This window comes from Leisingera sp. ABM4_103 (genome assembly GCF_056158685.1).
Genome location: NZ_JBSWTU010000008.1, coordinates 45204 through 62167 on the forward strand (window position 1 = coordinate 45204; position 16964 = coordinate 62167).

Genomic DNA, 16964 nt, shown 5'->3' on the forward strand with positions numbered 1-16964 from the left:
CCCTCGGCACAGGAGATCCGACCGATGACGGCGTCCTCCGGCGCAAATTCCTTGTGCAGCCTTCTAGGCTGCGATTACCCCGTCCTCCTGGCGGGCATGGGCGGCGTCTCCCGCTGGGAACTGGCCGCCGCCGTCGCCAATGCCGGCGGTTTCGGAATGCTTGGCATGGTGCGCGAAAGCCCGGCGCTGATCACCGAGGAAGTCACCCGTCTGCGTGCCGCCACGGACCGCCCCTTTGCGGTAAATGTCATCCCCGCGGCAACCGAACCGGCCCTGCTGGACGCCCAGATCGGCTGCTGCCTCGATCTCGGCGTTCCCGCCTTCACCTTCTTCTGGGATGTCGTGCCCGAGGCCGTGGCCCGGGTAAAGGCGGCAGGCCGGCTGGTTCTGCATCAGGTCGGCAGCGCCGAAGCCGCCCGCGCCGCCGAAGCAGCAGGCGCCGATGTGATCATCGCCCAAGGCATCGAGGCCGGCGGCCATGTCCACGGGCGCCAGCCGCTGCGCAGCCTCACCCAGGAGGTTCTGAACACCTTGTCCGTCCCGGTGGTGGCCTCGGGCGGCCTCTCCTCCGGCGCCGATCTGGCCGCATTCCTTTCACTGGGCGCTGCCGGGATCCAGTGCGGCACCGCCTTTCTGGCCACCGATGAGTCCTTTGCCCACCCCTATCACAAGGACCGCGTCGTCGCCGCTACCGGCGCCGACACCGTGCTGACCGATGTCTTCGTGCTCAACTGGCCCGCGGGCGCGGCAGTGCGGGTGCTGGAAAACAGCGTCACCAAAGCGCTCGGCGGCGCTTATATGGGCCACGATCCCGACACCCTCCCGCGCGAGGAAATCGCTTGGGACGGCAGCCAGCCGCGGCTGCGCTACAGCACCGATTCGCCGCTGCGCACCACCACCGGCGACCTGGAGGCAATGGCCCTGTTTGCAGGCCAGGGCGCGGGCGCCATCCGCCGGATCGTGCCTGCAGCCGAGCGCATCGCGGACATCGTCAGCGGCGCAGAGCGCATCCTCGGGCAGTCGCTGTCGCCCCGCAGCGGAGCAGCCGGATGAGCAAGACCCCCACCCCCCGCCTGCCGCCAAGGGCTACGCCTCCTCGCCCTGCATGGCGGAGGAAACCGGCCTTTACGACCCCCGGGCCGCCGCCGCCCGGCACACCGCGGACGTTACCCGCTGGCGCAAGGCCGAACGAAGCCGGCTGCGGGCGGAACGGCGCGCCATGACGGTTGCCGAACGCCAGGCAGCAGGCGATGCGCTGTCCGGGCACCTGCAGCAGCTGCTCAAATCCCGCTCCGGCGGCGCGAACGGGAAGGTCATCTCCTTCTACTGGCCGATCAAGTGCGAACCCGACCTGCGCCCGCTGATGGCAGACCTGCACGCCGAAGGCGCCACCATTGCCCTGCCCATCGTCGAGACCAAGGCCGCGCCGCTGGTGTTCCGGCTGTGGACGCCGGAAACCCGGCTGGTGCGCGGCGACTGGAACATCCCGGTGCCGCCGCCCGAGGCACCGGCCCTGACCCCCGCCACCGTGCTCGCGCCGCTGGTGGGCTGGGCGCCTGGCGGCTACCGGCTGGGCTACGGAGGCGGCTATTTCGACCGCACCCTGGCGGCCCTGACGCCGCGCCCCTATGCCATCGGTATCGGCCTGGACGCCGCACAGTTGCCTACTATTTTACCGCAACCGCACGACATCCAACTGGACGTCGTTTTGACTGAAACCGGCGAGCAGTTTGCGAACACAGCATCATGACGAGTACCTGAAGGCGTGCGGAAGCCCTGCTCGGCCCGCTTCTCCGACTAAGGTCCAGCGAACGGACGGTTTGCAATTGCTCCGCAGCGTGGTTTTGAATGTCCGGTCCGGGAAAATCCGCGACGCCGCTGAATTGCCGCTGCTGCGGGCGCGAACAGAGTTTTAGGCTTTCAGAACCTGCATCCGCTGCGGGCGCGTAGGTCTGGTATGTCCGGCTGTGCCGACCTTGCGGTGATCCCTGTATTCACAGTTGCAGCGAACGTCTCTTTTGAATGGCGTGCCGTAAGCTTCCGTTTTGATGGCAATGGTATTGCTTGGGCCGTCATCAGAGCCATAGAATAGTGGCTTATTGCCGGGGCATTTTCAGTTCCTAAGGTTTTTTGGGGGGAGAACACTGCCCTTTAGCAGATCCTGTGGTGATAGGTTCACGAAGCCGTCAGAGATTCCCCGGTATCCAGTACCGGCGCCGCATCAATGTCCTCTGCATCCAGCATGGATGCCACGCGCTCAAGTGCTGCGATCAGCGCTGCCTGCTCCCAGTCCTCCATTGCTGCAAACTTGCGCACAAACCTCTGCTGCAGCGGATCCGGTGCATCGGCAATTGCCCCGCGCCCCTTCTCGGTGACAAGGATATTTGTCTGGCGCCGGTCAGTCTGCGACTTTTCCCGCACCACCATTTCTTTGCGAACCAGCTTGTCCACCAGAGAGGTCACGGTTGCCTGGGAAATCCGCATCTGCTGCGAAATCGCTTTGGCGGTGCAGTGTTCGCTGGCGGCGATGATCTGAAGCACCCGGAACTGCGCGGCTGTCAGTTCGACCGACTGCGCAAGCTCCCGGCTGAACAGGTCAGTTGCACGCAGAATGCGGCGCAGGGCGATCAGGCTTGCATCAATGCGTTCCATGTCCCGATTCTGGCAGAGCGCAGCGGGACAATCAAGCCAGTCCAGCCGCGCAGGTCACGCACATCTAATTCGATAAGCGAAGTATAAAGTTCTCTTCCGTCGTGTCGTAAAACGTCCGCTATTTGCCGAAATGACACAATGGCGCAGACTTTTCCTAACTACTTGTCAAGAGCACGCCCTCAATATACTTAGCTTCTCAAAGTAATAACGGAGACATCAAGCCAGATGCGACACGCATTAGAGTTATTCCGGAAGGCAGCCCCCGGGCTGCGCGAGCCCACCGCAGACGACGGCCCCGAGATCTGGGAGCTGGTGCGGGCCTGCAAGCCGCTCGATGAGAACTCCATGTACTGCAATCTGATCCAGTGCGACCACTTCCGCGACACCTGCGTTGTGGCAGAGATCGACGGCGAAATTGTCGGCTGGGTTTCCGCCTATGTTCTGCCCGACGACCCGGAAACGCTGTTTGTCTGGCAGGTGGCTGTGTCTGAAAAGGCCCGCGGCACCGGTCTTGGCTCGCTGATGCTGACCGGCCTTCTGCGCCGCAAGGCCTGTGAGAAGGTCAAACGGCTGCAAACAACCATCACCCAGGAAAACAGGGCCTCCTGGGCCTTGTTCCACAAATTCGCAGCCAACCGCAGCGCACCGCTGAGGAGCCTGCCCTACTACACCCAGGGTCAGCACTTCCGGGACCGCCAGAGCACCGAACACATGGTCACGATAGATTTCTCCGAAGCGCCCAGCTGGGCAGCCTGAGGCTGGTCGGTTCCATGTGGCGCATGCCCGCTCTGATCTGCACAATCCCCAAAGGACAAACGATGCCGACTGATACGTCAGCCAAGATTTCTATTTTCAAACGCCGCGAGTCCGAGGCGCGCAGCTATTGCCGCAGCTTCGACACCGTCTTTACCCGGGCCCAAGGTTCCGAACTGACCGACAGCCAGGGGCGCACTTACATTGACTTTCTGGCCGGCTGCTCGTCGCTGAACTACGGCCACAATGATCCAGACATGAAGGCCGCCCTGATAGACCACATTGCCGCCGACGGGCTGGCGCACGGGCTGGACTTCCACACCAGCGCCAAGGAAGAATTCCTTGATACCTTCGACCAGCACATCCTGCGGCCGCGCAATCTGGACCATAAGGTCATGTTCACCGGCCCGACCGGCGCCAACGCTGTGGAGGCCGCACTGAAGCTGGCCCGCAAGGTGACTGGCCGCACCAATGTCATCGCCTTCACCAACGGCTTTCACGGCGTCACCCTGGGCGCGCTGGCGGCGACCGGCAACAGCTACCACCGCGGCGGCGCCGGCACCCCGCTCAATGGCGTTACCCGGATGCCGTATGATGGCTACTTCGGCGCGGACGTTGACACCGCCGCCTACCTCGAGACGATGCTGAGCGACGGCTCCAGCGGCGTTGACGCGCCGGCCGCGATCCTGCTGGAAACCGTGCAGGGCGAAGGCGGGCTGAACGCCGCCAGCCCCAAATGGGTGCAGCGCATCGCCGCTCTGGCCAAGGAACATGGCGCCCTGCTGATCATCGACGACATCCAGGCCGGCTGCGGCCGCACCGGCGGCTTCTTCTCGTTCGAGGACATGGGCATCACGCCGGACATCGTAACGCTGGCCAAATCGGTCTCGGGCTTCGGCCTGCCGATGGCCCTGATGCTGGCCCGCCCGCAGCACGACGTCTTCGGCCCGGCTGAGCATAACGGCACCTTCCGCGGCAACACCCATGCTTTCATCACCGCCAGCACCGCGATCCGCAAGTTCTGGTCGGACACCGGCTTTCAGCAAAGCACCGCCGCCAAGGCCCGCCTGCTGACAGCCGCGCTGGAGGAAATGTCAGAACTTATCCCTGGCTCAAAGCTAAAAGGGCGCGGCATGATGCAAGGGCTGGACGTCGGCTCCGGAGAGCTGGCCGCAAGCATCTGCGCCCATGCTTTTGACAACGGGCTGATCATCGAGACCTCCGGCAACGAGGATCAGGTGGTCAAGGTTCTGGCCCCGCTGACCACGCCCGAGGACACCTTTATCAAAGGCCTTAACATCCTGCGCAGCGCAATCCGCGGCGTGACCGATTTAAGCAAATTTGCAGCGGAGTAAGACATGATTGTTCGCGACTATAACGACATTATCAAAAGCGACCGAAGCCGGGTGGTGTCTGACGCCCAGTGGTCTTCGGTGCGGATGCTGCTGGCCGATGACGGGATGGGGTTTTCCTTCCACATCACCTTCCTCGAGGCCGGTTCCGAACACACCTTCGAATACAAGAACCACTTTGAAAGCGTCTACTGCATGCAGGGTTCCGGCTCGATCACCGATCTGGCCACCGGCGAAACCCATCTGATCCGGCCAGGCGTCATGTACGCGCTGGACAAGCACGACCGCCACACCCTGCGGGCTGAGGAAGAGCTGGTGATGGCCTGTGTCTTCAACCCGCCCGTGACCGGCAGCGAAGTACACCGCGAAGACGGCTCCTACGCGCTAGAAACCACTTGAAGAGGTCCCGGCTGAGGCCGGGAGAGACAGTTTGAAATTCCCTGACCACACCGTCGAAAAGATCGGCGGCACCTCGATGAGCCGTATCCGCGAGCTGCGGGATACGCTCATCATCGGCGGCCGCACCGGTGCTTCGCTCTATCACCGCATTTTTGTTGTGTCCGCCTTTGGCGGGATCACCAACCTGTTGCTGGAGCACAAGAAGACCGGCGAGCCCGGCGTTTATGCTCTGTTCGCCAATGACGACAACGATCACGGCTGGCTGGATGCGCTGACCCGCGTGGGTGAAGCCATGTCCGAAGCGCACAACGGTGTGCTGGACAATCCGGCAGACCGCGCCCGCGCAGAGGAGTTTGTGCGCGACCGCATCGAGGGCGCCCGCAGCTGCCTGTTCGACCTGCGGCGCCTGTGCTCTTACGGCCATTTCCGGCTGTCGAGCCAGATGATGCTGGTGCGCGAGCTGCTGTCCGGCCTGGGCGAGGCGCACTCCGCCTTTGTTACCTCGCTGATGCTGCAGCGCGCCGGGGTGAACGCACGTTTCGTTGATCTCAGCGGCTGGCGCGACGAAAGCGAATGCTCACTAGAGGGGCGGATCGCCTCCGGCCTGCGCGATCTCGACCTGGCGTCGGAAATGCCCATCGTGACCGGCTATGCCCAATGCAAAGAGGGGTTGATGCGCGAATATGACCGCGGCTATTCCGAAGTCACCTTTTCCAGCATCGCCGCCTATACCAAGGCAAAAGAGGCGATCATCCATAAGGAATTCCACCTGTCTTCCGCTGATCCGGCACTGGTGGGGACAGACGCCGTGCGCAAGCTGGGCCATACGAACTACGACGTGGCCGACCAGCTGTCGAACATGGGGATGGAGGCCATTCACCCGAATGCCGCCAAGATCCTGCGCCAGTCCAACGTGGCGCTGCGTGTCACCAACGCGTTTGAGCCTTCGGACCCTGGCACCCTCATCGACAGCCAGCCAGCCAAAACTCCCGCGGTTGAAATCGTGACAAGTATTGATGCTGTCGCGCTGGAGCTGTTTGAGCAGGACATGGTGGGTGTCAAAGGATATGATGCCACCGTGCTTGAGGCATTGCGCCGGCACAAAGTCCGGATCATCTCCAAAAGCTCGAACGCCAACACCATCACCCATTATGTCGAGGCTTCTCTGAAAGCAGTGCGCCGTGTGACAAATGATCTGGAGCGCGCCTATCCTTCAGCCCAGGTCAGCGCGCGGGCGCTGTCCATCGTCTCGGCCATCGGGCGCGACCTGTCCGGGGTGCGGGCGCTTGGCCGCGGGCTTGCAGCCTTTGAAAGGGCCGGTGTCGAAGTGATTGCAGCGCATCAGACCCCGCGCAACGTCGATGTGCAGTTTGCAGTACCGCGGGCATCGGCCGAAACAGCGGTCGCTGTTTTGCACGCGGCGCTCCTTCCGGCAACTGGCCAGGTTCAAACATCAAAAGCGGCGTGAGCCGGACGTCTGTCTCCAGACGCTTAGTTGCCCTGGCTTTGCGGGCCAGAAGAAAGAGCACCAGTGTGGTATCCTGATCCCGAAACGCTTCATGCGCCTTTGCACGCCAGCCTTGCAGCAGCCATTAAACAGGCCATTCTGACCGAAGAGCTCCCAGCCGGAGCCCGCCTCCCACCTCATCGCAGGATGGCAAACCGGCTTGGCCTAAGCGTACACACGGTGAGCAAAGCTTACGATAGTTTACGCAAGCAGAACCTGGTTGACGGGCAGGTTGGCCGGGGCAGCTATGTTTGCGGTACTGTCCCACGAGCTGTTGCGCTGCAAACCGAACCTGAGGAAGAGTTTGATTTCTCAACCTCCCGACCTGTCTACAGCCAAGAGCACAGCAAGCGGCTTCAGCGCGCACTGCAGGAGGTTGCGGCAGAACTGGGCTCTTCTGCCTTGCAGGACTGCTGCTCCGTTTCTGAAAGCGATGCCCACCGCGACGCTGGGGCGCAGTGGCTGGCAGCTTGCGGTTATCCAGCCGGACCGGACCAGGTTCTTCTGACGAATGGCGGCAGTCAGGGATTTTCCACTGCACTCTCCGCCCTGACCCGCCCCGGCGATACCGTCTTGTCAGACGGCATCACACACAATCTGCTTGTTTCCGGCTGCTCCTATTTAGGCTTGAAGCAATTGAGCCTGAAAGCGGATACGCAAGGCATTCTGCCGGAGGCTTTGGCGGAAGCCTGCCTGGCATCCGGCGCCAAAGTCCTGTGTCTGCTGCCGTCACTGGCAAATCCGGTTCCGGTCATGATGCCCGAGGGCCGGCGCATAGAGCTGGTCCAGATTGCGGAAGACCATGATCTATACGTCATTGAAGCCGATCCGCTTGGCCCCTTGGCAGAGGACCCCCCGCCGCCACTGTCCGCGCTGCTGCCAGAACGTTCAATCTATATGACCGCCTTCAGCACATGCCTGATGCCCGGGCTTCAGGCCGGATACATGGCTGCACCAAGCCATTTGCTGCCACCTCTGAAAAGCCGCCTTCTGAGTTTTGGAGGAACGGCAGTACCCTTAATGCGGGAACTGGCCAGCCGCTGGGTGCTGGACGGCACGGCGCTGGAGTTTGCAGACTGGCAGCGCAATGCGTTGGAAAGCCGCCACCGCATCGCCTGCAGGGTATTGCATGGGATGCCCTGGACAGGACATCCCTCAGCGTTGCATCTTTGGCTGCCGCTGCCTGAGGGGTGGAGCTCCGTCCGCTTCTCGCAATATGCAAGCAAGATGCAAATTGCCCTTATGCCAGACATGCCATTCCTTGCCCCAGGAACAAGCTCACCAAACGCATTGCGCATTTCCTTGGGCGGGATTCAGGAGGATAGCCATTTCCGCAAGGGCTTGGAGTTGACCGCTGCCCTCTTAAAGCTGCAGCCCCACTGCTTGCCTCACCTCGCGTTCTAGCGGCTGCACTTTGGTGGCCACCTCTTTGGGAGAACCGGACTGCCAACCAACGCACCACATGATTGGGCGAAAAGCTCTGCATGTCGCTAACAACTCCTGTGCGAGGCGGTACTGCCCGAAATGCCAGAATCCGGAGACACGAGGTTGGGTGACGGCGCGACACGAACGGCAGAATAGTCCCACGTCCCGTTTGTCCCAGCTGATTGCAGCGAAAAGGCAGTTTGAGCTCCGCCGATTTCCGCATGGTTGAATGACCACAAACAGTAAGTTCGCCGCGCTGCTGAAAATCTCGCGCAGCGGGAGCGCAGGGTTTTCTGCGGCAGCAATAGCTCCAAGAGCAAAAGGCGGCAAAGTCCCGCATCTTGCCCATCAAGCGTCCAGCATTGAAAGTCCGGTGTGTGGCAGAAATGCTTAGCATTTGAACTGCAAAGGGCTGGCAGCCGCCATCGTCGAGACTATTGGTTCTCCGCCATTACAACGGCTGCAAACCGTTTTCTTAGAGTGACTGAGGCCTTACCCCTGCGCACAATTTCAACCTCTTTCCTGCGGGGCGTTACCGTTCACGCCCCCTGCCCGGCCGTGAGCGGTCTTCTTCCCTTCGCCCGGGTTCCGGGGATTGCTCCGCACCGCGGTGTCCGGTTGTACCGCCAGTACGGCCATGCGATTGCGGCACTTCCAGTGATCTGGCGATCCCCATCCGCTGCGTGGCCACCTCTGTCAGCCGGGTGTTAAAGCGCTCTGTTGTACGCGCCAGGTCCCGGTCAGCTGGATCATCGGATTGCGCCAGTATCCGTGCGGCGCCGGCATAGGTCCGCATGACCCTGTTCCGGCGATCAGCAATTGCCGCGTCCCAGGCATGGGTTGGAAGCACGCCGTTGTTGCGATCCATATCCCGGCGCACCTCATTGCGCTTTTTCGCATCGATATAAGGTTTCCCGCCGCGCTGGCGGATCTTGTAAACTGGTGTGCTTTCGCCCCGACGGGTCTTACCCCGGGCATGCCGCGGGGTGGATTCCGCCTCGATGCCGCGCTGGCGCAGCTTCTCCGCAAAAGTGTCGCGCAGGTGCTGCAGATCAGCTTTGCGCAAATTGAGTTTCACGCCGTCATGCCCAACCGTGCGCACCGTCAGGTGCACATGCGGATGCGGGGTGTCCGTGTGAAGCGCCATGGCGTAATCGTGGCGACCGCCGAATTCCTGTTCTGCCAGAGCCCGCACCGCATCCCTTACACCGGTGGCATTTGTATTGCCTGGCATTGAAAAAAGAATGCTGGTGGTGATCCTTGTACGGTCCGACGCCATGCCTGCTGCCCGTGCATCATCATGCTTCTCGATCCAGTCCCGGTATAGCTCTGAAGTGGCCTGCTTGCCCTTCAGCACCTCGCCAGAGGAAGTTTCCACCTCAAGCTTGCCGTTCCGGCTGATATAGTTGATGTGATCAGCCACGCGCCTCGCCTCAGTTCCATGCGTGACCTTGATCGGGTTCCCATGCTTGTCAGTCTTGGCTGGCTTGGTCACTTTCACCATGACCTCAGTCGTGCCTTTGACTACCCGTGCCAGACGCGCCTTGTCAGCCACAGAAATCATCTGCCCGCCCGGTGCAGATAACGTGGTCCGCTCTGCTTTCACGCCCGGCTTGGACTGCTGAGAGCTGCTGTCCCTTTCAGTCTCCGCAACAAAAAAGCCGGATGCCGCATTCCGCACCATGCGGCCCTGCCGGGGCGGCCAGCAGTCCTGAAACCCGTAGGTGTCCTTGAAGTCGCTCAATCCGCCAGCTCCTCTTCCTCAAGACCGAGCTGAAACGCCAGCCGCCCCCGGGCGAAGTCTCGCACCTGCTGCCGCAGCTCCGCCACCTCACCGCGCAGCTGCGCCACTTCATTCCGGGTTGGGGCGTACCCATCCCCGGTAAAGACCCCGCGGTTCATCGCATATGCGATCTGGTTCACGTTTGTGGCCAAGCCGTGTATCTGCCGCAGCCCTGACATGAAACGGCGGCGGTCGCGGGCCGTCGGCTGAGGGGCTGCACAAAGCCGCGCGGTCAGTAGATTGCCCGCCCAGGTGGACGGTGTGACCCCGGCCCGCACTGCTTCCTCGGACAGCGCTTCACGGGCATCAGAGGCCAGGCGGACAGTGACCTTGCCCTCGCGGCGGGACCGCGAGGACAGCTGTGGAGGCTCTGCCGGGCCCTCCTCTTCTCCCAGAACGATATCGATGAGCTGACCCAGAAAGGCCGAAACTGTTTGCCCCTTGGCCTCTGCAACGGCTGCAAGCTGGGCATGGCGGGTTGGGGGTAAATAGGCCATCGCGGCTTTCTTTTGTGTCGGCATTTCAATCTAAGGTAAAGTACTTGCTGGCGATACGCCTATCCTGCATTAGCGCTATAGGAAAGCGGATTTGTGGTCCCGGACCACACTTTGCGTGGCACCCCCGGTCAACGACAGGCTTAACCTCACCGCCCGCAGGGCGGTGAGGTGCTTCCGGCGGCGGGCTATCCGCTGGGTGCTCCCGCCAAGGAAATGTAGTCCCGGACCACGTGTTTGGCACCCGAACCGAGGTGGGATGGCCAGGCCTCTTCACTCCGGCCACCCGGGGCATTTCAAAGAATTCAGCTGCGGCGTTGGAAAGGTTTGGGCCCCCGGACCCCGGCGGGATCCGCAGTTGAGGTCCGCCGCCCCCCGCAGTGCAACCAGTAGCACGAAGAGGGAGACCCTGGCTGCCGCCGCCGCAACTGGCAGAAATGGCGAATGGTCAAAGCTGATTGCCCCGCAGGTCCTGACAATGTGGTCCCGGACCACATTTCTCAAAACGAAAACGCGCCACCCTCCGGGCAGCGCGTTACTCAATGCCTGGATCTGCAGCGGCCTTCGTGCCCGGTCAAACCGCCTGGCATACACACAAGCGGCCCGCTTCCGGGAAAGACATGCCTGAGCTTCTACAGCGCGACGACCTCGATCAGTTCCAGCTCCGACAACAGGACCTCCTCCACCCGGCTCCCGTTTTCAAAACTCACCAGGATGGATTTCGAGTTGGAGGCAAGCTGGTCCGTCAGAAGTCGGCCAGTAGCTCTGCCGTGCCTGCAGACGATGGCAGCCCCCCTGCCCGCCTGAACATTCTGGGTGCCAGCCACGCTTTGCACCTCCGGCGCTTTGACAGTTCCGCCTTGGTCCAAGGATGCAGCCTGCCCGCCAGCCGTGTCGCCACCGGTTTGCATTTCAACGGACTGCGTTTGATCGCTGCACCCGCCTGCTGCGTCTTCCGCGGTGCGGGGACCCCTGGCAGCATCTGTAGCGTCTTGCGTCAATCTGGAACGCAGTCTCGCGACAGTCACCCGAGAAACATCCCCCGCGTCGGAAGTTTGCACAAATTCCTCCACCTCGTCAGGGTTCTTCTTCCAAAGCGCATAGAGGTCGGACAAAGCCCGGACCGGGACATCCTTTTCCGCCAGCTGCTGCAGCGGCTCAGGCATGCCAAGGACAGCCGCAAACCGCGAGACTTCGCTTTCTCCCCACCCTAGCGAGCTGGCGATGTCGCCCCGGGACTTGCCCGCTTCGCGCATGGCTGACACGGCACTGGCGATTTCAAAAGTGGTGAGGCCATCGCGCTGCACATTCTCGGTGAGCTGCGCCATGCGCAGTTCTGCGGTCATTTCCCGTTCAATCGCCGGGATCGATTGCAGACCTGCCCGTTTCGCGGCGCGGTAGCGCCGCTCCCCCATGATGATCAAATGCCTGCCATCGCCGTTGAGCGGCTGGACGGTGATTGGCTGCAGGACGCCTTGCACGCTGATGCTGTCCGCCAGGGACGCCAGTTTTTCCTCGTCAAAATGTTTGCGCGGCTGGTCCGGATCCGGCCCGATTAAGTCGATGGGGATATCACGTGGGCTCCCCTGCCCTGCTGTCCGGGATGTGCGCATCAGGTCATTGAGGGCACCGGCCTCTTTCAGAGAAGACAGCATGGACCTATTGACCCGGGAGTTAGAACCGCTGTCGTTCATTTATCTGCCCCGACATTTTCAAGGAACCATTCAAAGAAGGCCTGGAACTCGGCCGCAGCCTCGCGCCCGCTTCTGGTTGAAACCTCGCTGACGGGCATGCCTTCCGCCTCGGCTTTTTCATAAGCAGTCCGGTTCCGGAGCGCATGCGGAATGATGAGCTGCGGGAACTCCGCCGCCATGACCCGCAGGGACTCGCGCTCCATCTCTTTCACCGCGTCAAAACGGGACGGCAGCAGCCCCAGGAACTTCACATCCGGGTTGATCTCCCGGACTTCGACCAGAGCTTTCAGCACGGTCTTGATCCCGTCCACGGAAAACCGCTTCAGTTCAATGGGCGCAAGAATGTAATTGGCTGCCAGCATCGCCCCATAGACGGTTGCGCTGTAGGTCGGCGGTGTGTCGATGATACAGAAGTCCGCCCCTTTCAGCGCTTGCAGCGCTCCGGCCGTGTTGCGCAATATGGTATCGTCCCGGACGACCGGCATGTCGGCATGCCCCTCGATCAGCACCAGTTCACCGGGGGCGGCCGTGAACTCAGGCGGCTCCCCCGCCTCCACCAAATCGAGCGCATTGCCGACCACGCGCTGACGTGGCAACGCCGTCGTGAGATTGCACTGGCTGTCCAAATCAACCGCCACCGTGGAATATCCCGTCAGCATCAAAGAATAGGCAAGCTGTGTGGCGACGGTCGTCTTGCCGGTGCCGCCCTTGTTGTTTGTTATGACTATGGTTTTCAATATTCAGTCCTTCCTCGCCGCGCTCGCCCCCTTGAGGAATCCTGGCCATCAAATAGCACTCGGCGGGTTCTGCTGCGGGTTAGCAATCACATCGGGCGCGGCTGTAATATTTGAATACGTCTTGTTCCGTTCGCCGAACCCTCATCAGGGAGAACCGGACACAAGCTCCGGGGCAGCGGTGGTTGGAAAAAACAAGGCGTAAAAAAGGGTTACGGGATGCATCAGAAAGGTTTACGAAAAGATATTCTCTCATGAAGGCCCCTGCCCTTGCGCGCCACCACCACCGGAGGTTGTGGTACCTGCCGCCGCTCAGGACATCAATCCCGAAAGCAAGATACCGCCTGCAGTTTCAAAAAACGCAGAGCAGCGCGGTTCAAATCGCTCCTTTGCCGCCTCCGCTTCAAGCGGCGGTGCGGCCATCTGCTGAACCGGCCAAAAAAAGGCCCTGCATCTGCTGGGCCACGTGCTTCCTTCCACCGCAAGGAAACCAGGGGAGACTAGTCCTTTGAAATCTGCCCGGGATCGCGGCTTTTTGCAATCACCCCATCGTGCCGGATTGCGGCAATCGTTGTATCTGTTCTGCGGGTCAGCTCTACCCCGTCACCCGACACCATCGCCTCGGCAAACTTCGTTTTCTTCAGAACTGCGCCATCTGCTTCCAGGTAGGTTGTATCCCCCTCGGCTTCGCGGGAAACAGATCCATCCGCTCGGATGCGGATCCACGTCCCATTGACCTGAACGGACAGACCGGTTTCCTCAACCACGATGCCTTCCCAACCCGCGCCGGGATCGCGGCGCAGCACGATATGGTCCGGGCGCAGCTTGATCTGAACATCTCTCGGATCTTTGGGGTCCGCAGCTTTGAGGACCACAAAAGCTTCCTGCTCCTCCGGGTCGGAATGCAGGGTTGCGTTTCCATTCTTCGGCGGCCACACCTTCGCAGTATCGCGCTTCCGTCCGGACGGGTCGCGGTGAAACCCTATATAGAGCTGTGCCGCCCGCCAAACGCGGTGGATGTTCTTCTTCATTATAAATTCCTGTCCCGATCTAATTTGCCCCCTGCCCCACCGGCGCAGAGCGGCCCGTAACTGGTCGATATTCTTTGGCTGAAACCGCCGCAGCCTTTGGCTTTCCCTAGCAAGTGATCTTTCGTTTACCATTGCCCGCTGCACGGCAGCGCACTGTTTACTTGTGAACCGCCAAACAAACTCTCCTTTCTGATGTCACCCTTCACGAGTTCAGGCAATGGATGAAACCGGTGGCTGGCGCTGCATCGCTGAGATGGCCGTAGAATTCGCAAGCAGGTGCTGGTAGCACTCTTGCCTCCGTGCTTTCGCTGCCTGGCTTTTTGGGCATTCCTGAACCTTCCTGCAATTGATGCGCCGGAAGCGTGAGAGCTCATACTGTTCTGTACTGGATCAAGAAGCGGCGGCCGATGCCAAAGAAACCGCCCTTCCTGAGAAACGCCCAAGCCTCATCGATCCGGGCGTGTTTCAAAAACTTTCTGATAGTTCTCACCTCCTTCCCGGCGCGTGACAAACCAGCCGGATCGCGGCCCCGAAGGGCCGCGCCGGTGTCAATATTCGCTTGGCAAAAGCAGCGTCAGAACGCGGCGGGTGTTCTTGTGGTCCAGCGGTTCATCTGCCCCGTAACGGTAATCCGCGTCATACAGGTCAAGTTTCCACCACACGATCTTGCCAAAGACCTGAACTGCACCCATGGAGTGATCTCCGTAGGGATCGTTGTCCTCGGTGAAATCATCAAAAGCAGCGGTTTCAAGAAGCGCGCGGGTGACAAACTCCGGCCCCTCGGCGGAAACACCCCGGGTGGCCACAACACGGCCCTGATAAACCGGATGCCCGCCAAGAGGTGCCTGGGCCCGGAAAGCGTCGTTTGCCTTGGCGGTTTCAGCCGCCTGCAGTTTCGGGTTAACGACGTTCCCCTCTGCACAATGCGGACAGCATTCCGCCGCACCTTGTTCCTGTTCAGCTTCTGCGCCGCAGGTATTGCATTGATATTGTGCCATTTCGGCCTCCTTATTGATGGGGCGTTGGGGCTTGGTGCCCTCCTTCCGCCAATGGGCGCGGCCTCTCTGCACTGACTGCTGAAAGACCCCGTGTCTTTCGGCTGGCAGAGCAGGGAGGGCGAAGCCCTGCCAGCGGCCTGGGCCGGGACTGTCACGGGGGCGGATGGAGGCTGGCGCGGCCCGCAGGCAAAGCCGAGGACACGGGCCTCCAGGAGCCGCCGCGCAACACGCGGCGCTTGCCCCTTGACCGGCCTGGCCCAGGATGCGGGCGGACAAAGTTCAATGAAACATGCCGGGGCTGGGGTGAGCGGGCGCAGCCCGCCGATCCCCTGCCCTGTCGCCTAGACCATGCAATCCGCGCGCCCCGCGCGGATTTCTTCTGTTTCAAAGTGAAGTCCGACGCCCAGACGAGGTGGTGGTCGTCAACCGCCCACCTTCGAAACATCTCGCACGACCCGAATAGCTCGCCCCCAAAAATCTCTGTGCGCTGCCCGGCGAGTACCTCCACTATAAGGACTTCGTAGCCAAGCAGACCGTCAGGAACAGGAGGCCGTCGTGGTGAGGTTTTCCTCGAAGCCGACCGCGCAGTGAGGGCACTGGCGAACTTGGGCCGATTATTCCGCGATCAGTTTACGAACGACACTTACAGGCAAGAACATCCGCAACGGGTTCGAGGACAGCGACTGAAACCCATAGCTTTCATAAAGCGCCTTGCGCCGCGCAACCCGGTCAGGATTCCCGCAGTCAAGAACGTCGAGCATGACGATTGCCACACCGATAGCATCAGCTGCAGCGGCAATCCGGCGTAACGCATCGACGAGCAGATCCCCCCCATAGCCCCCGCCCCGGAAATTCTGATCACGGCCAATCATCGATATATAGGCCGCCGGAATGTTGCCGTATGCGGGCCGGGAACGGGCAAATTTCGAAGGCAGATCTCCGTAGTGTACTGCATGCGCATTGAGGGCGTAAAAGCCAATCACGCTGCCTTCATTCGTGGACATGACATAAAGCCGGACATTGTCCGCCATGGCGAGTTTGTTCGCAGTCTTATGGAAGTAATTGTCAACTTGCTCCACGCCGCAAGAAAAGGCCGTTCGATCGTGCTTGGAAGGATCGAACGGCTCGATGACGCTGCCAGCAGGCTCTGTTGCAGCCATTATTTTGAGGTAACGGTTTGTCTGTGCCTGCGGAAAGCCGCAGCCAATGCTTCAGTGGGCGCTGCAGGTGCGTCCAGAGCCGTGAAAAATGCTTCATGATCGACCGGCTGCAACACAGTGCGCTCATGAGCCGAAATCGTTGCCAGAGCAGCCTGGTAAGCTGCATTCATCGTGAAGACAGAATCGTCCACACCGGACAGGGCCGCAGCCTGCTGGATCGCGCTTTTAATACGCGGCTTGGTCCGGAAGTTCATCCGGGCTTCGTTACGCTCATCTATGGCGCGGGTGGTGTCGTGGAAACCAAGCATAGCCGCCTCCTGTTACATGAACCCATATGTACGTCAGATTGACGTACATTTCAAGAGCCCACTATTAAGACTTCAATTGCACTTCTCCCTGCGGCTGACCGTGTTGCATGGATCGATTTACCGGCGTAGCTGGCCTGGCATAAGGCCACCAGTTACGGCCAGAAATCACGCGGCGAGGCTCAGGCCGGGCACTATAAGAAAGTCATCGGGCCTGACCTGCGCAGCCGCAAAATGGAGACCCAGAAAACCGAAACCCGGATCGCTGTCAAATCCTTCAACCGCATGGCCCGCCTCGGTCGTGCGACCTATGAGCGTGTCGCATAATGAACCGGGAAAGGGGCAAGTACGGCCAAAGCTCTATTCAAGCAACACGGTTTGTCCCCGGATGACGGCCGGCAAGCAAATCTCTATAACAACATTTGGGCGCCGGCCGGAACCCCTCCCCTGGTCACCGTATCCGGCATCTTCGACTCTTAGGCGGAGCTTGGTGTCACGCATAAATCGGCCCGCAGCTCGATCTCCGATCATGCTCCAGTCCGGATGCGGATCGACACGGATGCAAAATGGACCATCCCGGACGCTGCGGTCCCCGCCGCGCCTGGCTCGTCAGCGGCAGGCAGCTTTCAGTTCAGCTCGGAGGCTGCCGGTCCTATTCGAGGAAACCGGAAGTCGAA

General features: G+C 61.0%; 16 protein-coding genes. 7 read left to right on the forward strand and 9 right to left on the reverse strand.

Annotated features, from left to right (window positions below; translation table 11 throughout):
* Nucleotides 1-24: 24 nt before the first annotated feature.
* Both ACXAED_RS23625 and ACXAED_RS23630 read left to right on the forward strand, forming a co-directional pair.
* Nucleotides 25-1053 carry an NAD(P)H-dependent flavin oxidoreductase gene (locus tag ACXAED_RS23625; protein WP_475054147.1) on the forward strand — a complete coding sequence of 343 codons (1029 nt, stop codon included), beginning with the start codon at nt 25-27 and terminating at the stop codon, nt 1051-1053.
* A 52-nt stretch (nt 1054-1105) separates the two neighbouring features.
* Nucleotides 1106-1750: a 5-formyltetrahydrofolate cyclo-ligase gene (locus tag ACXAED_RS23630; protein WP_475054149.1), complete on the forward strand. Its 645-nt coding sequence runs from the start codon at nt 1106-1108 to the stop codon at nt 1748-1750.
* A gap of 425 nt (nt 1751-2175) precedes the next feature.
* Here the strand turns inward: ACXAED_RS23630 and ACXAED_RS23635 are convergent, their stop codons facing one another.
* Nucleotides 2176-2652, reverse strand: a complete 477-nt coding sequence (locus ACXAED_RS23635; protein WP_475054151.1) for a MarR family winged helix-turn-helix transcriptional regulator — start codon at nt 2650-2652, stop codon at nt 2176-2178.
* A 225-nt stretch (nt 2653-2877) separates the two neighbouring features.
* On the opposite strand from ACXAED_RS23635, the gene ectA reads away from it, so the two are divergent.
* From ectA to ehuR, 5 genes are all read left to right on the forward strand, one after another.
* Entirely contained in the window at nt 2878-3408 is a 531-nt protein-coding gene (gene ectA / locus ACXAED_RS23640; protein WP_475054153.1) for a diaminobutyrate acetyltransferase, read from the forward strand.
* Nucleotides 3409-3470: 62 nt separating this feature from the next.
* Entirely contained in the window at nt 3471-4760 is a 1290-nt protein-coding gene (gene ectB / locus ACXAED_RS23645; RefSeq protein WP_475054154.1) for a diaminobutyrate--2-oxoglutarate transaminase, read from the forward strand.
* A 3-nt stretch (nt 4761-4763) separates the two neighbouring features.
* On the forward strand, nt 4764-5156 hold the full coding sequence (locus ACXAED_RS23650) for an ectoine synthase (RefSeq protein WP_260033489.1): 393 nt from the start codon (nt 4764-4766) through the stop codon (nt 5154-5156).
* 31 nt (nt 5157-5187) lie between these two features.
* Nucleotides 5188-6624 (forward strand): aspartate kinase, encoded by a 1437-nt coding sequence (locus ACXAED_RS23655; protein ID WP_475054155.1) that lies wholly within the window; start codon nt 5188-5190, stop codon nt 6622-6624.
* A 63-nt stretch (nt 6625-6687) separates the two neighbouring features.
* Nucleotides 6688-8067, forward strand: a complete 1380-nt coding sequence (ehuR, locus tag ACXAED_RS23660; protein WP_475054157.1) for a MocR-like ectoine utilization transcription factor EhuR — start codon at nt 6688-6690, stop codon at nt 8065-8067.
* Between the two features lie 553 nt (nt 8068-8620).
* On the opposite strand, the gene ACXAED_RS23665 is transcribed toward ehuR, so the two are convergent.
* The 8 genes from ACXAED_RS23665 to ACXAED_RS23700 all read right to left on the reverse strand — a co-directional run bounded on the left by ACXAED_RS23665 (nt 8621) and on the right by ACXAED_RS23700 (nt 16290).
* Nucleotides 8621-9694: a relaxase/mobilization nuclease domain-containing protein gene (locus ACXAED_RS23665; RefSeq protein ID WP_475054159.1), complete on the reverse strand. Its 1074-nt coding sequence runs from the start codon at nt 9692-9694 to the stop codon at nt 8621-8623.
* A gap of 134 nt (nt 9695-9828) precedes the next feature.
* Nucleotides 9829-10368: a MobC domain-containing protein gene (locus ACXAED_RS23670; protein ID WP_027233697.1), complete on the reverse strand. Its 540-nt coding sequence runs from the start codon at nt 10366-10368 to the stop codon at nt 9829-9831.
* Between the two features lie 629 nt (nt 10369-10997).
* Nucleotides 10998-12059, reverse strand: a complete 1062-nt coding sequence (locus ACXAED_RS23675) for a ParB/RepB/Spo0J family partition protein (RefSeq protein ID WP_475054161.1) — start codon at nt 12057-12059, stop codon at nt 10998-11000.
* Entirely contained in the window at nt 12056-12796 is a 741-nt protein-coding gene (locus ACXAED_RS23680) for a ParA family protein (RefSeq protein ID WP_475054162.1), read from the reverse strand. The genes ACXAED_RS23675 and ACXAED_RS23680 overlap by 4 nt, the downstream gene beginning before the upstream one ends.
* A gap of 497 nt (nt 12797-13293) precedes the next feature.
* Complete coding sequence (locus tag ACXAED_RS23685; RefSeq protein WP_475054163.1) at nt 13294-13824, reverse strand: hypothetical protein; 531 nt, start codon at nt 13822-13824, stop codon at nt 13294-13296.
* Nucleotides 13825-14372: 548 nt separating this feature from the next.
* Nucleotides 14373-14822 carry a DUF3768 domain-containing protein gene (locus tag ACXAED_RS23690; RefSeq protein WP_475054164.1) on the reverse strand — a complete coding sequence of 150 codons (450 nt, stop codon included), beginning with the start codon at nt 14820-14822 and terminating at the stop codon, nt 14373-14375.
* A 614-nt stretch (nt 14823-15436) separates the two neighbouring features.
* Nucleotides 15437-15982: a GNAT family N-acetyltransferase gene (locus tag ACXAED_RS23695; RefSeq protein WP_475054166.1), complete on the reverse strand. Its 546-nt coding sequence runs from the start codon at nt 15980-15982 to the stop codon at nt 15437-15439.
* On the reverse strand, nt 15982-16290 hold the full coding sequence (locus tag ACXAED_RS23700; RefSeq protein ID WP_475054168.1) for a type II toxin-antitoxin system TacA family antitoxin: 309 nt from the start codon (nt 16288-16290) through the stop codon (nt 15982-15984). The genes ACXAED_RS23695 and ACXAED_RS23700 overlap by 1 nt, the downstream gene beginning before the upstream one ends.
* Between the last annotated feature and the right edge of the window lie 674 nt (nt 16291-16964).